Origin of the sequence: Vibrio sinaloensis DSM 21326 (assembly GCF_000189275.1) — a bacterium.
Lineage (GTDB): Bacteria > Pseudomonadota > Gammaproteobacteria > Enterobacterales > Vibrionaceae > Vibrio > Vibrio sinaloensis.
Genome location: NZ_AEVT01000096.1, coordinates 32,748 through 54,523, shown reverse-complemented (window position 1 = coordinate 54,523; position 21,776 = coordinate 32,748). Strand labels below are relative to the sequence as shown.

Genomic DNA, 21,776 nt, shown 5'->3' with positions numbered 1-21,776 from the left:
ACGATAATTTGATATGAGACAAAATGTCGCACATTAGTTTATCCGCCGATAGATTTTCTTGGTACACTCTGTCCCAATCGCCAAACCATAATATGAGTCAATATGTCTCCAACGTTCGATCCTAAAAAAGCATCACAATATCAAGCTTTTTCCGTGCTTGTCGTCGATGATGAAGTTGGCATGCAAGCCATTTTAAATAAAGCGCTTAGTAAATGGTTTTCGCGCGTTGATACCGCGGGTAGCATTGAAGATGCTGAAACGCTTCGCGTAACCAATCATTATGATTTGATCATTCTCGACATCAACTTACCGGGTCGCTCGGGGATTGAATGGGAAGAAGCCTTTACCGACGAAGACCGCAAGGCCGACATCATTTTTATGACGGGCTATGCGGATTTAGAAACGGCGATTTCGGCGCTGAAACTTGGCGCCTCAGATTTTATTTTGAAACCGTTTAACTTAGAGCAGATGCTGCAAGCGGTTCAGCGTTGTATGGATAAACGCCTCAATGAGCGCATGCAATACGCGCTAAGCCATGATTTTAAACGACAGATAAAAACTGAAATTGTTGGCGGCTCTGAGCGTACCAAACAGCTTAAGCAACTCATCACCCAATTTGCGCCATCAAGAGCCTCGGTTCTGATTGAAGGCGAATCGGGTACGGGCAAAGAACTCGTGGCGCGTGGGGTTCACGAAGCAAGTCAAAGAAGCGGCCCATTTGTTCCGATTAACTGCGGCGCCATCGCTCCAGAGCTATTAGAGAGTGAACTGTTCGGTCACACGTCGGGGGCGTTTACAGGGGCTAAGAAAAATCGTGAGGGTCTGTTTCGGGTCGCAAGTGGCGGGACTTTATTCTTAGATGAGATAGGGGAAATGCCACTGGCGATGCAATCGGCGCTTTTGCGTGTACTTGAGCAACGTACAATCCGCCCAGTTGGTAGTGAGAAAGAAATCAGTATTGATGTTCGTGTTGTCGCAGCGACCAACCGTAATCTGCAAGAAGAGGTCAGCAAAGGTAATTTTCGTCAAGATTTGTTTTACCGTTTGAATGTACTAAAAATCGACGTCGCCCCTTTGCGTGAGCGTAAAGCGGACTTGATAGAGTTGGTGCCTTTCTTTACTCGAATGCTGTCTGCAGAGCTTGGTATGCCCGATCCAAAATGGGCGCATGAAGACATCATTGCAATGAATGATTACGACTGGCCGGGTAATATCCGTGAGCTGAAAAACCTCATTGAGCGCTGTATTTTGTTAGCTAAGCCACCTGCGCATTACTGGCGTGAAATTAATGGTGTGCCTCCACAGCAAAATGTGTCTGTGACCGTATCGAGTGGCAGTGAGATGATCGATCTTCCGCAAGGGCGAGAAAGTCAAGGTTACCCTAACAGCTGGACACTTAAAGAAGTCGAGAAGGCTCACATTCAACAGCTTGTAGACTATTACGACGGTAATAAATCTGCTGCGGCGAGAGAACTCGGTGTAGCAAGGAAAACGTTAGAGCGGAAATACAAAGAGTGGGATTGTGAGGAGTCCAATTATGCCGAGTAACGGCAGTCTATGGACCAAATGGCGATATCGATTCAAAACCATGGTTCGATATCGCTTAATGATCTTAACTTCCGCCCCGATCTTTCTGACCTTGATGGCCTTGATCGGTATTACCATCTATTGGTCTATTCACTACACTTGGCAAAGTGCGTTACTCGACGTTTCTGAGCGACTGGGCGTAGCACAAAACAGCATCGAGCTCATTCAAGAGAAACAAGCTAACCATGTAAAATCCTTTTCGGAATCTTATGACTTTGTCCATCGCATCAATCATTTGCATGATTTCGAGGATTTCAGTTCTTGGGTTTCGCAGCAGAAAAAACGCTACAACCTCGATTTTTTACGCTTTCATCGGGTTGATACCATAGAGCAGAAATTTCGCTACCTAGATTTAACTCGTAAAGAGTCTTTTTTCGATGTGCTCAATGCTCAAGAGTTGGATGATCTTGACGATGAGTTGGTTAAGCGCGCCCAAATTCCGATCTTGAATAGCCAAAGGTTGGAGCAACGGGGGTTAGTGAGTCGCACTGTCATCACCATCTATAACAACAGCAACGACATTATCGGTTTTCTTGATGGTGGCTTGCTGCTAAACAATAGTACCGTCTTGGTCGACCAAATCCGCGACTTGATCTATCCCTCCAAAGAAGACAGCTTACGCCCTGTTGGCACCTTAACCGTATTCCTTGATGACTTACGCGTCAGTACCAACGTTCCGCTAGACAGCAATGATCGTGTGGGGCGCGCAATTGGCACTCGAGTATCGGCAGAAGTAAACAGAGCGGTGTTGCATCGCGGAGAAGAGTGGGTCAATCGAGCGTTTGTGTATGACGCTTGGTACATTACTGCCTACCAGCCGATTCGCGACCAGTACGACAATGTAATTGGTATGCTTTATACCGGATATTTATTGTGGCCATTTGTCCAAGCGTACATGACGAACATTGCAGAGATCTCGGTGACGACCCTGGTCTTGTTACTTGTGTCCGGATTGATGGTGTATCGAGGCTCGCGTGATTTGTTCAATCCGATTGAGCATATTCACCGTGTGGTTAAGATGATTCAAATTGGTAAGGAAACGCGTATTGGCCCATTAGGCTTAGATGAAAACCATGAATTGGCTCAACTTGCTCGCCAGTTCGACAATATGCTGGATTTGCTCAAGCAGCAGAAAAATGAACTGAGAGACGCGGCGATTAAGCTGGAAGGCAAAGTTAAACAGAGAACGGCAAGTCTGCTTGAAAAAACAGAAGAGCTCGAACTGCATATTCAATTGCTCAATCAAACGCGCGACAAATTAATTATTAATGAAAAACTGGCGGCATTAGGTGAATTAACCGCTGGCATTGCGCATGAGATCAATAATCCGACTGCGGTCATTCTAGGGAATGTTGAGCTGATGCAATTTGAGCTTGGTGAAGACGCACAGCGAGTGCAAGAGGAAATAGAAGCGATCCACGCGCAGATTGACCGCATTCGCAACATTACCCGCAGCTTACTTCAGTACAGTCGGCAGGGAGGCGTCCAAGATGAGATCACTTGGCAGCACGTTAATCCCGTGATTGAGGAAAGCATCACCTTAGTGAAAACGGGCAGCAAGAAACGCGATATTAATTTTGTGACCGATTTACAGGCTAAAGCCTCAGTAGAAGTAAACCGCCATCAACTGCTGCAAATCCTTGTTAACTTGCAGATGAACGGTATTCACGCCATGAAAGGGGTAGGAACGCTAACCATCAGCAGTGAAGACTGGCGAGAAGGCTCTGAATGTATTGGTGCGATCATTCATGTTGAAGATCAGGGATGTGGGATCAAACCAGAGAACTTGAAACGCATATTTTCTCCTTTCTATACCACTAAACGCGAAGGTACTGGATTGGGCTTGTCGGTGTCTCAGAGTATTCTTAGTCAAACAGGCGGGGAGCTGAAAGTGGAGTCGCAGTGGGGAGAGGGAAGTGTGTTTAGTCTCTACTTGCCAATGAGGGCAGAGACGGATTTCAAAATTACCAACCTATAAAAATGGCGGAGTGGTTAACTCCGCCATTTCATTATCCGGCATTCACCGCAATTTTCGGTGGTCGAATACCGTGCTTTCTAAACTCTTTCATTACACGCAACGTAATGTCAGTTTCAAACAGTTTTTCGTATGCGGTATCGACGACGTAAGCTTTACACGTGAGCTGAATCGCTAAGTAGTTATCTGTGATGGTTTGTTTCACGAGAACAGTCACTGGTTTTGGCAAGTGTATGTAACGACTCGATGAGGCAGCTTCCTGAATCAAGTCTCTCGCGAGAGTAATGTCTTCATCTAACCCAACGTAGAACGGGATTACAACCTGCATGTCGAGCGCGCCATAGTTGCCGCTCACGGTGACTTCGTTGAGAAATTTGTTGTTTGGAATGGTGATGATGTCGTCGTTTAGGGTTCTCATCCGTACAGAGCGCAAACCGATGGCAATGATATCACCATAGTTACCTTCAAAAGTAACGCGGTCACCAACCTGAAAAGGCCTGTCGACCATGACTGTCATACCTGCGATAAACGAAGCTGCAAGGTCTTTAAGTGCAAAACCAACCGATACGGCTAAGGTACCTCCGATCAATGCGAGAATTTGGTCATTGATACGGAAGCTCATCATAAACACTAAAATACCCGCACTCATGTAGATGAAGAACTGCATAAAGGATTGAAGCTTTTGCAGTAACATTCGGTACTGAGCAAATTGGCTACCGATACTCGAGACTAAAGAGTTAATGAACTTTAACAGTAACCAGGTTGCTGCTATCACGAGTAACGAGAAGAACACACCGCTCCAGCGAATAAGGCTGGCTATTTGGCCGATGTTCTCTACACTCGCGACTTCTTCACTCGCGAATACGGGGCTTGCCAGCAGCGCAGCGATAACTAAGAGAAATTTTTTCATACTACTTCACCAATAAATGCTGACGATCGAGCACATTCGTTATGTGTCGGAACCAGTGATCAGAAACGCGCGCTTTGTCTTCCACCCACTCAATGTAACCACGGCTTTGGAAATAGCGTAAGGTTCCGGTGATTTCGGCAATACTCAATTGAGTACACTCCGATAGAATTTCAGGGGAGGCGATCTCCAACTGAACAATCGAGCGTAATACCGCGAGCATAGGTTTAGGCATCTTCTCCAATTCTTGTGACTCCGGCACGCGGAATAGACGAATGTACACTTGGTCATTGGTTTTATTGCGCTGTAAGGAGAGACGGAAAAAGCGCAGTGCGACCGTTGGGTTGCCATCTGAGTAGTGCCAAAGGATGCGGTAAAAACCTTGCTTTGCTCGCTCTTCTTCGGTGATCTCTTCCTGATCCCATTGTTTTGGTACAACCAAGCCCTCAAACGAGACCGGTTTCTGCTCGCGCTGATTGATGCGAGTATCGAGTAATTGATGAATTTGTTTTTCCGTCCAGCGAGGTAGGAAGCAGACCAAGTCAAACAACAGACGTTCACCACGCGCTCTATCGACAAAGCGCCAGCTCGCTTTTTCAATGGCGATAACAACGCGATGATTTTTCTTCGAACGACGCAGAAGGTTGGTTAAACGAATCAGATCTGAGAGACCACCGACCATAGGCTTAACAAGTCTTTGTGCGTTATCTACGGCGATAAGGTACGTAGTGTCACTTTTACGCAAGTGGGCAAGGATCTGAATTTCTGTCGCTTCTTCATCTAACCCTAAGCTCACAGCGAAATGCGCAAGTAACTCACTGTAACCAGAAAGAGGACAACTTAAATACACAGGCTCAGCATTTTTTACCTTACTTAGCAAGCTGCGTAATAGGGTGGTGGTACCAGCACCACGTTCTCCAGACACCACGCAGATTGCGGGGCTGTCAGTCATCAAATACTTCGACAGCTGCGAGATTTCGTCTTGTGCGTACTCGATCAACTCACTGTTTGGACTACCCGGAGTGACATACTCAAATGTCTCGTTACCTTTCACGCGCACAAGGCTTGCTTGGTCTTTGTTGTTACCCGTTTGTTTGGCGACTTCAATACGGAACAAGTACGCCAGTGCCTGACTGAAGAAGCTGTAGTTCGATAGCGCAGCAACCAAACGATGTTTGAAGTTATGTATGGTTAACCACACCATGGCTATCGCCGTTGCTGGGATATTGAGTAAGAAAGAGTTCTTACGGCTTATCGCCCAATTCACCCACACCGGATGCTCAGAGTGGTGGGCAATGATCTCGAACACCTTGCCGCGCCATAAACGTAAAACCGAAATCGTCACGAGGACAAACCAAGCGTAGAGTGCGCTGTATATCCAGTAGTAGATGGTACCTTTGCCTAAGGTGCGCATCGAAATCTGCAAAATTACACCAGCGACAATCGCGCTCCATACGTAGCGGCGTATCGTCGACAAGCGTAATGCAATCACCTCTTGATTTGATGTGCGGCTGTTGCGATAGGCAAACTCAAGAATAAAGCTGATTGCAATCGAGCCACCCAATACCCACCAAGTAAAAATCTCGAGAAAGATCAGGTGCTGCAAACTCGGAATTGTAGATAATACCCGGAGTGAAAGTGTAATCGCGATTAACCAGGCAATCGCACGATTTGCGCGGCTGAAATACCAAATCAGTCGTACCCAAAGAGCTGGCTTGGCTTTATTCTCTAGTTGGGTTTCTTTGAACAACGTGATTAAGCGTTTGCTGTTTGCCAGCCACCAAACTAAGCCGAAATAGATGAACAGAACTTTTAACCCTGCCCAGATAACTGGGATCGGCGAAATAAGGACTTGCTCTAGCAAAGACTTAAAGCTGCGTAGTTGGAAAAAGACCAAATACTCAATGTTAAGCTGAGTTTGTTGCCACTCTTGCTTAAACTGAGTCACACCAAATGGACCAAAACCGGTCAGCTTGTCGCGATTCACCGCGTCGGTGAGCTCAAGCAGACGCTCTTTGCTGCGGCCCAAACTGGTTAAGGTTAAATAGCTTGATTCTGTCTCAAACCAAACCTTGTCGTCCCCACCTTTTCGGTATGCATGCAGATGGTCACGAAACAAGGCAACTTGGTGCTTTTGCTCCTTAAGCACCGCGCTAAGCAGTTGGTTTACCTTGTGCTTATCTTGCTCCGTCATAAACAGAGGTTCTGGGATGTGGGAAATTTCTTGCTCTATATCGGCAGTGACTTGATCGACACTAGGAATCGCCTGGAAGTCATACTGCCAATTCGCCCATGAAGGTGGAGCAATCATAAGGCAAACAATGCATATTGATCGCAAAAGAAAATGCATAAAAATCTCTTATAACTTATGAGGTTAGAGTTAGTTTAGTTGTTTTAAACGTGAACGCGAGCCACATGCCGCGAAAATTTAGGCGGTGAACTATATTCTTAACTTTGCGCCAAGTGTCATAACCATGTCATGAATCGGATATGGTTCAATGTTAAAACAACACTTGAAGTTATAAGCCGTTACCAGTAGTGTGGCGCGGTTTTTGACAAAATAAAGGTAGACACAGTGATATCCACTAACAACATAACGCAGCAATTTGGTGCTAAACCGCTGTTTGAGAATATTTCGGTAAAATTCGGTGAAGGTAACCGCTACGGTCTGATTGGTGCGAATGGATGTGGTAAGTCGACCTTTATGAAGATCTTGAGTGGCGAACTTGAGCCAACGGGCGGTAACGTGAGTTACGACCCAAATGAGCGCGTCGCTAAACTAAATCAGGATCAGTTTGCCTACGAAGAGTTCACGGTTATCGATACGGTTATCATGGGCTATAAAGAGTTGTGGGAAGTTAAAAAAGAGCGTGACCGTATCTATTCTTTGCCTGAAATGAGCGAAGAAGAAGGTATGTTGGTTGCCGACCTTGAAGTTCAGTTCGCTGAAATGGATGGTTACATGGCAGACGCTAAAGCAGGCGAACTTCTGTTGGCGGTAGGTATTCCTGAAGAGCAACACTATGGCCTAATGAGTGAAGTCGCTCCTGGTTGGAAACTGCGTGTGCTATTGGCACAAGTCCTGTTTGCTGACCCGCATATTATGCTGCTCGACGAACCAACCAACAACTTGGACATGGATACGATTCGTTGGTTGGAAGAAACGCTAAACCAGCGTAACTGTACCATGATCATTATCTCGCACGACCGTCACTTCCTGAACTCTGTGTGCACCCACATGGCAGACTTAGATTACGGTGAGCTGCGCGTTTACCCGGGTAACTACGACGAGTACATGACCGCGGCATCTCAAGCTCGCGAGCGTCTTCTTTCGGACAATGCGAAGAAAAAAGCGCAAATTGCTGAACTGCAAACCTTCGTTGCACGCTTCTCTGCTAACGCTTCTAAAGCTAAGCAAGCGACCTCTCGTGCAAAACAGATCGATAAGATCCAACTTGAAGAAGTGAAAGCATCAAGCCGCCAGAACCCGTTTATCCGCTTTGAACAGTCGAAAGAGCTTTTCCGTAATGCGCTTATTGTTGAAAATCTAAGCCAAGGTTTTGAAGAAGACCTGTTTAGCGACTTTAATGCTATTTTCGAAGTCGGTGAGCGCGTCGCAATCATCGGTGAAAACGGTGTGGGTAAAACAACGCTGTTAAACACATTAGCAGGTGCGCTTGAACCGCGCACAGGTGAGTTCAAGTGGTCTGAAAACTCGAACATCGGTTACTACGCTCAAGACCATGCTCATGAATTCGAGAAAGACGACAACTTGATGGATTGGATGGGACAATGGCGCCAAGAGGGTGACGATGAGCAAGTCGTACGTAGCTTCCTTGGCCGTATGCTTTTCTCTCAAGATGATATCAAGAAGTCGGTTAAAGTACTGTCTGGTGGTGAACAAGGCCGTATGCTGCTTGGCAAGATCATGATGCACAAGCCGAACATGTTGCTGATGGATGAGCCGACCAACCACATGGATATGGAATCGATCGAGTCGTTGAACACCGCGCTGGAACAGTACAAAGGAACTTTGTTCTTCGTCTCTCATGACCGTGTATTCGTAGACTCTTTGGCAACACGTATTATCGAAATCAAAGACAATAAGATTACTGACTTCCGTGGAACTTATGCGGAATTCTTGAAAGCGCGTGGCATTTCAGGTTAATCGCTCTTAAGTACAGAAAAACGCCTCCCAATGGGAGGCGTTTTTTTATTCATCAAGCGGTGCGTTATTCTCTAAATACAGCGCGCATACAATACCGAAAGAGCAGGCTAGCAGTATGCCCTGCACCCAACATAAATACCACATTAGCGATCTCCTAATAGAGTGAAGTGTCATTGGCTTTAATGAACGCTTGGTCAACCTTGCCAAACATTTTGTAGTAACACCAAGCGGTGTAACCAAGAATGATAGGGACCATAACAAGCGCAACTAGCAATACGATGCTCAACGTGAACTGGCTGGAAGACGCATCCCAGATCGTTAAGCTATGGTTCGGATTTAAGCTTGATGGAACAATCATTGGGAACAGCGCGATACCAGCCGTTAGTATGATGCAAGCCAAAGCTACACTGGAGCAAGCGAACGCTTTACCTGCACATTGCATACGGGTGAACGCTGCAGTGACTAGGAGCATAGCGCCAGCCATAGCCGGGGCTAACCAGAGAACGGGCCAGTTCTTATAGTTATGTAACAAGTCTGAGCCCACAACACTGACATGTTTCGTGAGTGGGTTGGACGCGAGTTGTGTCGCGATCTGGTCGTCAATTAGATAACCGGGCAGTGATATAGCGTAAATACCCGCGGCAGCAAACAAAGCCATTGTCGCGTAAGCGCCAAGACACGCGGCTTGACGAGCATTCCTCTGTAACTCACCCGTTGTTTTTATCGCTAAGAAACTTGCGCCTTGAGTGATCATCATCATCAAGCTAATCACACCACAAAGTAAAGGGAATGGGGTCAATAAATCCCAGAATCCGCCTTGATAAGACATTGCCAACATTGAGTTAAATTCAAAAGGCACGCCTAGCAGTAGGTTGCCAAAACCCACACCGAAGATAACTGGTGGAATGATACCGCTGACGACAAGTGCGCAGTCGCAAGCATTGCGCCATTTCGGGTTGTCTATCTTAGCGCGATAGTCCATACCAATCGGGCGTAGCCAAAGCGCCGCTAAAGCGAGCACCATTGCAAGGTAAAAGCCAGAGAAGGTTACACCGTAAACCGTTGGCCAAATCGCAAAAATAGCGCCACCTGCTGTGATAAGCCAAACTTGGTTACCATCCCAATGCGGCGCTATAGCATTGATCATAATACGACGGTCGGTGTTGGTTTTACCTAGCACTGGGAGCAATGCAGCTACGCCAAGGTCAAAGCCATCGGTAATAGCAAAGCCAATTAATAGTAACCCAACAACGCTCCAGGCGATTAAACGTAAGCTTTCGTAATCAAACATAGCTTTGTCCTTATTTTATCTCAACCAGTTGATCGAGCGTTTTTTCTTGGTTTTTCTCATGATGGTAACGACCGGTTTTTAATGCACTTGGGCCAAGTTTTGCGAATCGAACCATTAAGAACATTTCTATACACAAGAACGCGGTGTAGAGTAGGTAGACCAGTGCTAGCGATAACCAAATACTGCTAGCCGGTAAGTCAGAAGCGGCCATGTTTACGGGCAGTACTTCCCCCACAGCCCAAGGCTGACGGCCATATTCAGCAACGAACCAACCCGACTCGATTGCAATCCAAGGCAGTGGAATAGAGAAAAGACACGCTTTAAGTAACCAAGGTTTCGCATCGATTTTCTTTCTGCACACTTGCAACAGAGACATACCGACCACTAAGAAGATCATAATTCCGCTCGCGACCATGACTCGGAAGCTCCAAAATAGTGGTGCAACTTGAGGTATAGAGTCTTGGGCAGCTTGATGGATCTGCTCATCTGTCGCGTCAACCACAGTGTCGGTGTACTTCTTAAGTAACAGACCGTAGCCTAAATCTGATTTAACTTGTTCAAACTGCGCAATGTTGTCCGGGGTTTTGTCACCACTGCGTAGCTTCTCGAGCAAACCATAGGCAATCATACCGCTGCGTATACGCTGTTCGTTTTGCGCTTGCAAGTCGCGCAACCCTGTCACTTCTTCATCTAGTGATCGTGTTGCAATGATGCCCATGAGGTAGGGGATCTTAATTGCATAGTCGGTTTCCATAGTTTCTTGGTTAGGAAATCCGAACAGAGTGAAAGAGGCAGGCGCTTCTTCTGTGTGCCATTCCGCTTCAATTGCCGCGAGTTTGACCTGCTGTACATCCCCTAACTCGTAACCAGATTCGTCACCGAGAGCCAAAGTTGAAAGAATTGCAGCAAAACCAAACGCGCTAGCAATCGCAAATGAGCGACGTGCAAAACCGAGATCTCTCCCCTTGAGCATGTAGTACGCGCTAATCCCCATCACAAACAGTGCACCTGCGGTATAACCTGCTGCCACTGTGTGAACAAACTTAACTTGTGTTACCGGATTGAAAACCACTTCGATAAAGTCGGTCATTTCCATTCGCATGGTTTCAAAGTTGAACTCTGCACCTACTGGGTTTTGCATCCATCCGTTGGCCATTAAGATCCAAAGGCCTGAAAAGTTAGAGCCTAAAGCGGTTAACCAAGTTACGGTTAAGTGTTGCTTCCTCGACAATCGATCCCAGCCAAAGAAAAACATACCAACGAGGGTTGATTCCAAGAAGAAGGCAATCAGCGCTTCGATCGCGAGCGGTGCACCAAAAATATCCCCCACGTAGTGCGAATAATAGGACCAGTTAGTGCCAAACTGGAACTCCATGGTCAAACCGGTGGCGACACCGACGGCAAAGTTAATACCAAACAATTTGCCCCAAAACTTGGTCATATCTTTGTAGATGGTTTTACCCGTTACTACATAGAGCGATTCCATCACCGCCAAAAGAAAGGATAAGCCAATGGTTAAAGGGACGAATATAAAGTGATAAAGCGCGGTGCTGGCAAATTGAAACCGCGATAAGTCAACGACATCTGTAAACATAACGACTCCTTCCCGCTACCCTTGAGTAGCGGGTGAGATTTAGATTTTATGATTGGATTAAGGGAGGTTATTTATTCGAAAACGGTTTACGTAGCCAGTAGTCTAGGCTTACGTAGCGGCCACCACCGTATACAAGAAGAACCAATAGCATGACGAAATACGTTGCCGCAAACTCCATTCCGTTGTTAAGCATTACCGGGTCACCTAGTTCTGTGATGTAGTTGTATCTGCCTGGGAAGTTCACAGATAACCACTCAATAAAGCCATTCAAACGAATAGTGGACTCCATACTGCCTGTCGCAATGGCATCCCAACCGTGCTTCCAGTGCACCATTGCGCTGGCGACGCTCATCATAAAGATCATTGGTATGGACATGACGCGGGTAAACAATCCTAAGGCAATACATATACAGCCAAGGACTTCAGTGGCTGCGGCTAGAAATGCCAGTAGCTCTGGGAAGGGTAAGTTCAAACCGCCTTCCGCAACTGGCGCGCCAAACCACTCAACGGTGCCGGCAAATCCGACAACTTTAGAGTGTGCACCGACATAGATAACCGGGATCAGAAATAGGCGAATAGCAAGTAGTACCAAGTAATCGTAGTTTTTAATTTTATCGACACAACGGTCGAACCAATTGAGGGCTGAAGAAATCATAATTTTTGTCCTATTAATTCAACACTGAGCAAGCCAACTTTGGAAAAATGTTGAATCCAGTCTGTAAAGTTAAAACCAGCGACTTGTTGAGCGACTTGTCGTTGGATATCGGAAACGGATTGGTGGCTCTTTAAGGTGATCATTTGGATTATTGCCACATCAATCTCTCTCAGTTTTAATGACACCACTTCGTGTTTCTCATCTCGATACAAGGCGTAGTAAACAGGGAAGCGCCTATCGGTCAAAAAAGTCACCGAGTTTTTGTGCACAATGAAAGGAACATTAATCAATTTCATTGTCTTATTTGTCGATACACGAAACCGGGTCATATCTTGAGCCATCGCAGAGAATGCATACTCGTTATTCACCGAGGGCATTGGGTCGATCTCGACGAAAAATGCATACCATTCAAATTCAAGCAAAGACACCAGATCGCTTGTGAGTGAACCGTCAGACAAAATGGATGTTGTGCGGATCTGAATGTACTTAACAAACTCAGTGGCAATATGATGAAACTCCGGCTCTGCTGCATAGTGGACGACAACAAAATCATCGACTAACTGCTTCAACGCTTCGTCACTCAGCTGTTTACAAAACATAGGGAACGAGTAGTTGAGCACGTTAATCACGTTATTGCGTATGAACTGGCTATAACGACACAGTGAACTCGCGCCGAATGGTGATCGAATCAAGGTCGTCAAGGATTCACATTCGCGTACTAAGCTTGTAGGGGGTTCATGCATGGGACACCTCCAAATTCGTCGCTTTCGTTAACGTATCTATGGTCAAAACATTTCTATGAACGTGATTGAGTTCTTCTGCTAGTGCGAGCAAAGGTGGCACATTGTTGTCGCGCTCCAGCAGTAAGGGCTTAGCCCCATGGACTCCAAAGGTGTACTGAGCAAGTTGAAGGACTTCACGGCATACCTCTTCACCATGAGTATCAATGAGGTAATGATCACTTTCGACGAGATGCCCTGCGATGTGGTAATAGCGGATCGCACTACTCGGTAGCGCATTGATCATGTCATACACGTTGAACTGATGGTTCTGGCTGTTGACGTATGCGTTATTGATGTCCAACAACAATTCACACTGTGTTGTTTCGACGATTTCGGCCATAAAATCGCCTTCAGGCATCTCATCACCAAAGTCGTGATAGTAAGAGATATTCTCTAGTACCAGAGGTCGGCTAATGATGTCTTGAACCTGCTTGATACGATCTGATAAATAGCCAATGTTACCTTTTCGACGCGGAATCGGAATTAGGTCGTAAAGATACCCTTGACTGTCTCGAGATTGACTTAAGTGATCGCTGTAAATCTCGATATTAAATTCGTCAAGGAAATGCCTGACCTGCTTAACAAACTGAGTGTTAAGCGGCTGCGTATCACCAATGGACAAGCTCAGTCCGTGTGCAACTAGCGGGTATTTACTTGATATCTCTTGTAATAGCTCGCGTTTCAAGCCGCCGATATTCATCCAGTTTTCTGGAGCAAGCTCGAGAAAGTCGATGTCAGGGTGCTTATCAACGTGAGCGAGCAGGTCTATATGCTCTGTTCTAAGGCCAAGTCCTTTTGCGGTATTGTTTATTGACCGCATACGCCCTCCGTAATTTTTCTATTTTTGTCGCTAATGCGCTCGGGTGTCGGCTTGATTCCTTGGCCTGTGATGCCACATTTTCCATCTCGAGCACGGACTAAACGATCTTGGGGATCACTGTCTAGCTCGCGCTTTTCGAATCGTTTTTCCGTACCACACTTACCTGCAGCACACTTGCCACCGTTTTGTGAAGAAGCTTCTGCTTTTACTGGTGTTTCAGGAGGTGTATCAGCAAACGCCATCGCTGAATTAAGGGTGACAACAGATGTTAGGGCAATTGAGAGAGCGAGTTTACTGTTCATGGTTATAACTCCTTAGTAGCGCTTACAGGAAAGCTAGAAAGATCTCGGCCTGAGTGGATTGGACCGTCGTAGTACTGTTTAATAATTTTCACTGACTCGGACTTACGTTTCAGACCTAAGCCCATCCAGTGATTAAGAACCAACATCTTGGGTTGGACTTGCTGAACAATTTTGCCAATAACCGAAGGTTTGGCATGCATGAATGAAGAAACGCCATCCGCGTCTTCGTGGATTGCCATTGGCATCATTAAGATGTCTGCACCTTTGGCGAAATCGATAAAGCGTTTGTCACTGCCGTTTTGATCAGCTGAAACCACGATCACACCGTCTTCACTTTCAATTCGGTAGGAGAGGCAAGGGACGTCGCCATGAGGAATACCAATCGCCGTGATGGTTAAGCCATCTTGCTGGTAAACAAGAACGGGGTCTGCGCTGTCAGTTGGAACGTCGGTAAGCTCGATAGGAAAAAGACCGTCTGTTCCATCGTACAAACCGTTGAGGTAAGCGAAAGCACCTGTTTCCCGGTCAAAATTCGCTTTGATGTAGCCTGTCAAGCTAGGAAACGCAGAACCTGCTTCTGGACCCGCGATATCAAGAGGGTCATTGCGTTCAAAGAAGTAACCGCCTTTTAGCAATGCGGGTAAATCATTGACATGATCGGTATGAAAGTGAGTGATGCCGAAAAAGTCTAAATCTTCTAGTTTTGCACCGGCTTGACCAAAGCGGAGATAAACGCCGCCACCGGCATCAATCAAAATGCGTGATTTGCCTTTCCACCAGATGATTTCACCGGAAGACGCTCGCAAATCGTCTGAGATTGGGCCCCCGGATCCAAGGAGTTGTAATGTAAAGTCTGTGTCTAAAGGAGTCTCTGTGACCGCGTAACAACTGGCACTACCTAATGTTAAGCCAAGTGCGAGAACGATCGCTTTTAATGAATGTTTCATCTTTGTATCCACTTGTTGAGCTAATGATTTTGGCAGACGTTAAATATTCGAACTCGGTATTGGGTTAGCGACTGAATATCCGTCTGTTCATTGTTTTCGTGATTAGAATAAACAAGTGATGATGTTAATTAAATCTAGTAATTTTGAATTGTTCGTTTAGTTATATTGAACGAATGATTGAGGAAGGAAATCAAGGCCCCACTTCATGTAAGAAGTGGGGGAAGTAGGCTAATAGCGGAATTGTTGAACAATTGATTCAAGCTTATGACTAACTCCAGAGACTTGTTCACTGCATTTCACAGAGCTCGATACAATGTCATAGGTGTTGCCTGCTAAATGAGCGATCTCGGTGATGTTGCGATCGATCTCTGCTGACACGGCAGACTGCTCTTCAGAGGCGGTAGCGATCTGGGTGTTCATATCGAACATTTCGCTAACTTGTGCGCTGATGCCTTCAATCGCATGAACAACTTCATGAGTGTGGCTATTGGTGGTTCTAGCTTGCTCTGCACTCGATGCCATTTTCGCCACTGTCTGCGAGATACCTTGGGTAAGCCCTTGAATTGTGCTTTCGATTTGATGAGTGGAGTCGTTAGTCATTAAGGATAACTGGCGCACCTCATCAGCCACGACAGCGAAACCACGGCCACTTTCTCCGGCACGTGCCGCTTCAATCGCAGCATTGAGAGCCAGTAAATTAGTTTGCTCGGCAATACCTTGAATGGTAGAAACGACCTGATTGATTTCTCGGCTTTGCGCTTCAAGACTCATTATTTGTGCTTGAGATTCCTCAATACTCACGGCCAAGGTATCGATTCGTTCGCCTGTTGCCAGGGTTTTGCTCAGCGCGCTGTTGGCTTCCGTTTTTACGCGCTCTGCGTTATGCGCTGCAGACTCTATATTGGCGGTGATTTCGTTGGTCGTCATAACTAGTTCATTAACCGCGGTTGCGACAGATTCGGACTCCAGCTTTTGTTGTTGGGCATTTGTCATGCTTTGTGACGCTGCTTTTTCTGAGCTGCATGAACTTTCACTTAGCACCTGCATCACCGACGCGAGTTCTTTTATGTGACCGTGTAAACTGGCGATAAAGGTGTCAAAAGAGTGGGCTAAGCTTGCCAGCTCATCATTGCCTTTTGCATTCATTCGAACCGTTAAGTCACCGTTTCCGCTTGCAATGTCTTTCATTAGGCGATTAATGGCTTTAATGCGGCTGAGTATGCTTCGACCAATCAGAAATAGTAAGCTAGAGATCAATACCACTAAACCTGCACCGATAGCATGCAATTGATTCTTAATCGAGTCAGTCGCTTGAGTGATGGCTGTGGTGATCTCAGATTGCAAACCCGCGATGGCTTTTTCAGTCTTGTGGACATTACTTCGTAGCGCGCCACGTAGGCCTTGTTCGGCGCTCACACCCAAAGTTTCCACAGCGACCATGTGTTGGGTTGCCGTCTGCTGGTATTGGTTGAATACGTCACGTAGCTGAGCGGGTAGGCCTGCTGTCGCATCGAAAGAGGTCAGGGCAGCCTGATACTCCTCAATAGTGGTTTCGTTTGGAGTCACAAGATAACGAAGTTCTACTTCGATCAGAGCCATCAGGGCAACTTTAAGTATGAAATCTTGTTCGAGCGAGGTGGCTTGCTTAAGTTCAAGTCTATAGCGATTAAGCTGCGAGGTTAAGTTGGTCGTGGAGTCTTTACCGTTAATGGTATTGACTTGATTTGCAAGCTGGTGAAACTGGCGACGATATTGCGCGAGCGTCGAAAGGATTTGCTCATTTTGGCGGCTTAAGTCGAGTTGATGTGAAAGAAGAGTTTTATCCAGTGCCTTGATACGCTCGTCGAGCTGCGTATATGTATCATCGAATCGAGAAATGTATTTGCTGTCGCGTCTGGCAAGAAAGTCTTTCTCATGACGTCTTAGCATCAATAAATCAACAGAACTGCTTAAGTTGTCGGCAGCAGCATGCTCCAAAGATGTAAGTCGATTGAGACTGGTTTGTTCATAATACGCGTAAACGCCAACACCAAGCAAAAGAGTCAGGTTAATCAAGATCAGTTTCATTCTGATCGACAGCGACTGCATGATTCGCTGATTTACAGGTGTTCCAGCCATGGACACCTCCCATTTTAGCCAATTGACATGTTTATCCCGCTTATTTATGTGGTTTATGACATTTTTATTTCAGCGGATATAAAACTAATAGACTATGAGAGGTGTATTGCCAACATTCTCAATTAAGAGTTGTCACCTTTAACATCGAACTCGATCTTCTCTGCACCAGTAAATACCTGAAATCTCAGCCCCTTAGCGCGAGCAATCGTGGTAATGCCAAATTTCTTCGCGAGATCGAGTCCCATCTGTGTCACTCCAGAGCGAGAAAGAAGAACTGGGATACCCATTTGAGCAACTTTTATCACCATTTCAGAGGTTAAACGACCGGTGGTGTAGAAGATTTTGTCGTCACCGGATTCTTGGTTAAGCCACATTTCGCCTGCCAACGTATCGACAGCGTTATGACGACCGACATCTTCAACGAAGGAAAGGACTTGATTATCTTTACATACGGCACAGCCATGTACCGCACCTGCTTTTTTGTAGGTATCGTTGTAATGCGTTAATGCTTCAAGTGCAGAATAAATTTGCGACTGCTTAATCTGAATTTGAGGAACTTGATAGTGTTCAAGTTGTTTCATCACATTGCCATACATGGTGCCTTGACCACAGCCTGAAGTAACGGTCTTTTTCTTTAACGCGCCTTCAACCTGCTGAGTATCTTCCTTAGTAATGACCGCAGCAGTATGGGTTTCCCAATCAATGATGACAGATTCTAATGCGCTAGAATCGCTAATAAAGCTCTGGTTTTTAAGATAACCAAGCACCAGTGACTCAGGGCGAGAGCCCAATGTCATTAAAGTCACCACTTCTTTCCAGTTGAGCATAACAGTAAGAGGTCGCTCACAAGCAATTTGCTTGACGAGCTTCTCGCCATATTCGTCATACACGTCGACTTCGATGGTTTGTAGAGGATTTTCACTGGTTTTAATGATGTTTGGTTTCACCACGAGCAGTCCTATTGATAGAGTTGGTTATTATTTCTGGAACAGTATGCTTGCAAATACCATTCCTTAGTTAGTTTGCGTCATGTTTTCACGTTTTCATCTTAACTTATCCCATGATAAGCAACTACATTCAATGTTAACCCAGATATATCCGGGTATATCCGGGTATAAATATTGCTTAGTCATTGGCGAAAGATAAAAACAGGCAGGTAAACCATGTCACAACAACACGCTGCACGAACCATATTGGAAAAAAACGAGCAAATCTGGTCTATCGAGTGCGATCTTGTCTCCCACGAAATCTCGACAGGTATTTGGGTTACGACACAATGGCAGCTAGCTGGCTTTAATCTCTCCCCAGATAAGGTAAACGAACGCGTAACTGCTTTGCAATTGCATCGCGACGAACGTACAGACTATCGTTTTAATCTCAGTTCACAGCAACCGAAACTGTTCCTTATTCTTGATAATGTTGAAGAAGACAGTCAGCCAAACATTGTCAGCTTAACAGCCTCACAAAGTGTTGCAGGGCAATACATGGATGGCGATTACTTGGTGCTATCGAACGATATGCCTTTGCCTGTTCAGGCTTGGATGGAAGCTTTTATTGGCCGACATGGTGAACTGTTAGAACAACGTCGTAAAAAGCGTAAAGGGGCGGGTAGAGCAAGTGGCAACTAGTTTTCTGAGTCGCTGGTCTCAGCGTAAATTAGAACAAGATACCGATGCGGATACCGTGTCTGAACAATCAGATACAGAGGCGCAAGAGCCCGAGGTATTGACGCAACAAGAACCGATTGAGCTTGAAGGCCATATAGATTCGCAAGACATAGAGAACGAACCTAGTGTTGCCAGTTTATTGGCCTCGGAGGTCGAATCCTCAGTCAAGAAGGCCGCGTTGCGTAAGTTATTTCTCTCAGGGGAGTTTAGCGAAGTTGACCGACTTAATGACTATGATCATGATTACCAATCAGTTAAGTCCTTATCGAGTGAAGTCGCTGGAAAGCTGAGAGACTGGTTGAATCAAGAAGAGAGCGAAACCGAGGAATCAAACGTCCCTGAAGCCGTCGATTCCAATAGTATGGACCCTGAAACGGAAAACACGCCCGTCGAAGATGACCAATCGGAGGTGGGACAAAATATACCACACAATAATTAGGTACATTTTGACTACTTCATCAGTTAAGCGGGTGGGACATTTTGTCTCACTCGTTTTTTATTCCATTCTACATAACGATTTATGTCGTTAACCTATTGATTTAATGAAAAATAAAAGTTGGTACAGCATTTGCTATTACTCAGCTGAGTGAATATTCGTGTTCTTAGTAAATTAGAACTGGAAGCGAGCAATGCTAAAACAACTACTACAACAATCTACTTCTTCCAACGGTAAGGCGCGCTTATATGCGTTTGAAAATACCGTGGAGTTGACCAACCTAATCCCTCCTACGGTTAGCTATGAAAGTGGCGGTAATACTCTTATCGTTGGACCTACTGCGATTATCGAAAGTGCCGCAGAGCAGCTAAGCCAAATGAGCAGCTTAACCTTGCTTTCTACAGATGGCGAGCAAGGGACAAACCCTAATATCTATTACGCAAGCAGTGTTCAAGTTTCAGGATTCTTAGGTACGTTCAATGTTGTTATCGACAACAAAGGAACCACCAATAAACTGGCGAAGGTTGCTATCAATCATGACTGTTTCGACGTGGTTTTGGATCTCTGTCTCGACAGCTGTATGAAAGAAGAAGTGCCTGTACCGGGCTATTATCCGGTTGGTCGCGGATACCCTAAGCTCGCTGAGGCACTAGAAGAGATCCCTACCTTAATGGGAACGTTCGATAAGCCTAAGTTCTTTCGTTTAGATACGGATTTGTGTGCTCATAGCTCACGAGGAGTGAAAGGTTGCGATCGCTGTGTTGACGCATGTCCGGCGGGCGCTCTATCTAGTGAGGGAAATGACAAAACGGGTCACCGAATCGAAATTAACCCCTATTTGTGTCAAGGGGTCGGAACCTGTGCTACGGCATGTCCAACTGAAGCCATTCACTATGCGTTACCGAACCCACAAGAGACACAAAAGTTTGTAGAACGCACGTTAGCTAACTATGAACAAGCTGGCGGAACGGATCCAATCGTTCTTATCTGTAGTTCTCGTCATGAGCACTACAATGTCATGGCACTGAAAGCGCTGCCTGATAATGTCATTCCTCTGATCGTTGAGGAGCTTCCATCCGTCGGGATCGATTCTTGGTTTGCCGCATTAACTAATGGCGCTACTCAAGTTTTGTTTGCTGCTAGCCGATTCATGCCAGAAACCATTCTACGCGTTTTGAATAACGAAGTGGCCATTGCTCAAGAGCTTTTAACCCAGTTGGGGATTGCCAAAGAAAGCATTGATATTCTTTATTTGGAGTCACTTCGAGAAGGCTCTCCAACCCTTTGTACAGAGTCGTTTGATTTGGCATTGGGCGATTTAGAAGGAAATAAACGCCAGCGTCTGTTTACTTCATTAGATGCACTGGCTCAATCACGCATTCCGGTAGAGAACATCGTTGAGATGCCTACCAACGCACCTTACGGAAACATCAGCTGCGAAAGTAAAGACTGCACGCTTTGTATGAGTTGCGTCGCGGTTTGCCCAACACGTGCACTTCACACCGATGGCGCTTCGCCTTCTCTTCAATTTATTGAACAAGACTGTATTCAATGCGGCTTATGTACTAAAGCGTGCCCGGAGCAAGTTCTTACGATGACGCCAAGAATGAACTGGGACCAAGAGAGTCGTCAACAAGCCAAAGTTATCCATCAGGAGAAAGCGGCTGAATGCGTTCGTTGCCACAAACCATTTGCCCCTCAGTCAATGATTGACATGCTGCAAAGTAAGTTACGCGGTCACTCCCACTTTGCTGATGAAGCGGCTGTGAACCGAATTGCGATGTGTGAGGATTGCCGTGTGGTTGACATGTTCGAAGCGATGGCTGATGACCCAACGAAACAACTGAATTACTAAGGTGTGAATAATGGATAACCAACAACAATCAATTCGTGCCGATATCTACTTGATCCTTTCTACGCTCTATCGTCAACAGCCAACGCCAGAGCTGATTGAGTTTTTGTCTCAACTAGAAACCGAGCTGTCAGACAGTGCTATGCAACGAGCGTGGCAAACAGTGAAATCGGCTGCGCTATCAAGTAACCCAGAAGCGCTCGAGGATGAATATCAAGAACTGTTTATTGGCATAGGTCGCGGTGAAGTGGTGCCTTTTGCTTCTTGGCACTTAACAGGCTCCTTGATGGAAAAACCGTTAGCGTCTGTTCGTCATGATCTAGGTCTTCTCGGTTTAGAGCGTGAGGAAGAAGTTAAAGAGCCAGAGGACCATTTCTCTGCGTTATGTGAAGTGATGTCTGTTCTTAGCAATGAAGAAGAAGAGCTACAACAAGTGTTTTTCAACAAGCACTTGGGCACTTGGTTCAATTCACTGGTGAAGCAGCTTACGCAGGCGAAACACGCGAACTTCTATCTGGCTGTGGCTGAACTGACACAAGCTTTTATGACGCTAGAGCAAGTGCGCTTTAGTGCCAACTTACAGAGTAGTAAGAACAAATTAAAAATTGATGTGAAAAACGTGACTGAGTATGAGCAGCCTCAGCAATAGCGTTTCACGTCGATAGCAATACCTAC

General features: G+C 45.8%; 19 protein-coding genes. 7 read left to right on the top strand and 12 right to left on the bottom strand.

The genetic code is table 11. From position 1 onward, the window contains the following. The first annotated feature begins 102 nt into the window (after positions 1-102). Positions 103-1,548, top strand: coding sequence for a sigma-54-dependent transcriptional regulator (locus RH45_RS17280; protein WP_008079523.1), 1,446 nt, complete (start codon positions 103-105; stop codon positions 1,546-1,548). Beyond that, positions 1,538-3,565 carry a sensor histidine kinase gene (locus tag RH45_RS17275; protein WP_008079521.1) on the top strand — a complete coding sequence of 676 codons (2,028 nt, stop codon included), beginning with the start codon at positions 1,538-1,540 and terminating at the stop codon, positions 3,563-3,565. The genes RH45_RS17280 and RH45_RS17275 overlap by 11 nt, the downstream gene beginning before the upstream one ends. Before the next feature lie 31 nt (positions 3,566-3,596). Here RH45_RS17275 and RH45_RS17270 read toward each other — a convergent pair whose 3' ends face one another. Together RH45_RS17270 and RH45_RS17265 are read right to left on the bottom strand one after the other, a co-directional pair. Continuing rightward, on the bottom strand, positions 3,597-4,472 hold the full coding sequence (locus RH45_RS17270) for a mechanosensitive ion channel family protein (protein WP_008079520.1): 876 nt from the start codon (positions 4,470-4,472) through the stop codon (positions 3,597-3,599). Between the two features lies 1 nt (position 4,473). Then, entirely contained in the window at positions 4,474-6,819 is a 2,346-nt protein-coding gene (locus RH45_RS17265; RefSeq protein ID WP_039958863.1) for an ATP-binding protein, read from the bottom strand. 225 nt (positions 6,820-7,044) lie between these two features. Between RH45_RS17265 and RH45_RS17260 the strand changes: the two genes are divergently transcribed. Then, positions 7,045-8,637, top strand: coding sequence for an ABC-F family ATPase (locus tag RH45_RS17260; protein ID WP_008079518.1), 1,593 nt, complete (start codon positions 7,045-7,047; stop codon positions 8,635-8,637). A gap of 45 nt (positions 8,638-8,682) precedes the next feature. Here RH45_RS17260 and cydX read toward each other — a convergent pair whose 3' ends face one another. From cydX to RH45_RS17215, 10 genes are all read right to left on the bottom strand, one after another. After that, a complete protein-coding gene (gene cydX / locus RH45_RS23015) occupies positions 8,683-8,781 on the bottom strand; it encodes a cytochrome bd-I oxidase subunit CydX (RefSeq protein WP_071986193.1) in 99 nt (32 codons plus the stop codon). Positions 8,782-8,791: 10 nt separating this feature from the next. Beyond that, a complete protein-coding gene (cydB, locus tag RH45_RS17255; RefSeq protein WP_008079517.1) occupies positions 8,792-9,928 on the bottom strand; it encodes a cytochrome d ubiquinol oxidase subunit II in 1,137 nt (378 codons plus the stop codon). Between the two features lie 10 nt (positions 9,929-9,938). Continuing rightward, positions 9,939-11,522, bottom strand: a complete 1,584-nt coding sequence (locus tag RH45_RS17250) for a cytochrome ubiquinol oxidase subunit I (protein WP_008079516.1) — start codon at positions 11,520-11,522, stop codon at positions 9,939-9,941. Between the two features lie 67 nt (positions 11,523-11,589). Then, entirely contained in the window at positions 11,590-12,177 is a 588-nt protein-coding gene (locus tag RH45_RS17245; RefSeq protein ID WP_008079515.1) for an HvfX family Cu-binding RiPP maturation protein, read from the bottom strand. Further along, a complete protein-coding gene (locus RH45_RS17240) occupies positions 12,174-12,920 on the bottom strand; it encodes an HvfC/BufC family peptide modification chaperone (protein WP_008079514.1) in 747 nt (248 codons plus the stop codon). Before RH45_RS17240 ends, RH45_RS17245 begins: the two co-directional genes overlap by 4 nt. Further along, the gene (locus tag RH45_RS17235; protein ID WP_008079513.1) at positions 12,913-13,779 is read right to left on the bottom strand and encodes a DUF692 domain-containing protein; all 867 of its coding nucleotides are present in this window, start codon (positions 13,777-13,779) and stop codon (positions 12,913-12,915) included. Before RH45_RS17235 ends, RH45_RS17240 begins: the two co-directional genes overlap by 8 nt. Next, positions 13,767-14,081 (bottom strand): hypothetical protein, encoded by a 315-nt coding sequence (locus RH45_RS17230; RefSeq protein WP_008079500.1) that lies wholly within the window; start codon positions 14,079-14,081, stop codon positions 13,767-13,769. Before RH45_RS17230 ends, RH45_RS17235 begins: the two co-directional genes overlap by 13 nt. 2 nt (positions 14,082-14,083) lie before the next feature. Next, positions 14,084-15,028, bottom strand: coding sequence for an MBL fold metallo-hydrolase (locus RH45_RS17225; protein ID WP_008079499.1), 945 nt, complete (start codon positions 15,026-15,028; stop codon positions 14,084-14,086). 228 nt (positions 15,029-15,256) lie between these two features. Beyond that, complete coding sequence (locus RH45_RS17220; protein ID WP_008079498.1) at positions 15,257-17,146, bottom strand: methyl-accepting chemotaxis protein; 1,890 nt, start codon at positions 17,144-17,146, stop codon at positions 15,257-15,259. A gap of 122 nt (positions 17,147-17,268) precedes the next feature. Beyond that, entirely contained in the window at positions 17,269-18,096 is an 828-nt protein-coding gene (locus RH45_RS17215) for a formate dehydrogenase accessory sulfurtransferase FdhD (RefSeq protein ID WP_008079497.1), read from the bottom strand. 213 nt (positions 18,097-18,309) lie between these two features. Here RH45_RS17215 and RH45_RS17210 point away from each other — a divergent pair, with 213 nt between their 5' ends. From RH45_RS17210 to RH45_RS17195, 4 genes are all read left to right on the top strand, one after another. Then, positions 18,310-18,774: a DUF3305 domain-containing protein gene (locus RH45_RS17210; protein WP_008079496.1), complete on the top strand. Its 465-nt coding sequence runs from the start codon at positions 18,310-18,312 to the stop codon at positions 18,772-18,774. Further along, positions 18,764-19,252: a DUF3306 domain-containing protein gene (locus RH45_RS17205; RefSeq protein WP_008079495.1), complete on the top strand. Its 489-nt coding sequence runs from the start codon at positions 18,764-18,766 to the stop codon at positions 19,250-19,252. Before RH45_RS17210 ends, RH45_RS17205 begins: the two co-directional genes overlap by 11 nt. A 190-nt stretch (positions 19,253-19,442) precedes the next feature. Continuing rightward, the gene (locus RH45_RS17200; RefSeq protein ID WP_008079494.1) at positions 19,443-21,104 is read left to right on the top strand and encodes a 4Fe-4S dicluster domain-containing protein; all 1,662 of its coding nucleotides are present in this window, start codon (positions 19,443-19,445) and stop codon (positions 21,102-21,104) included. 10 nt (positions 21,105-21,114) lie between these two features. Next, a complete protein-coding gene (locus tag RH45_RS17195) occupies positions 21,115-21,750 on the top strand; it encodes a TorD/DmsD family molecular chaperone (RefSeq protein WP_008079493.1) in 636 nt (211 codons plus the stop codon). The last annotated feature ends 26 nt before the right edge of the window (positions 21,751-21,776 follow it).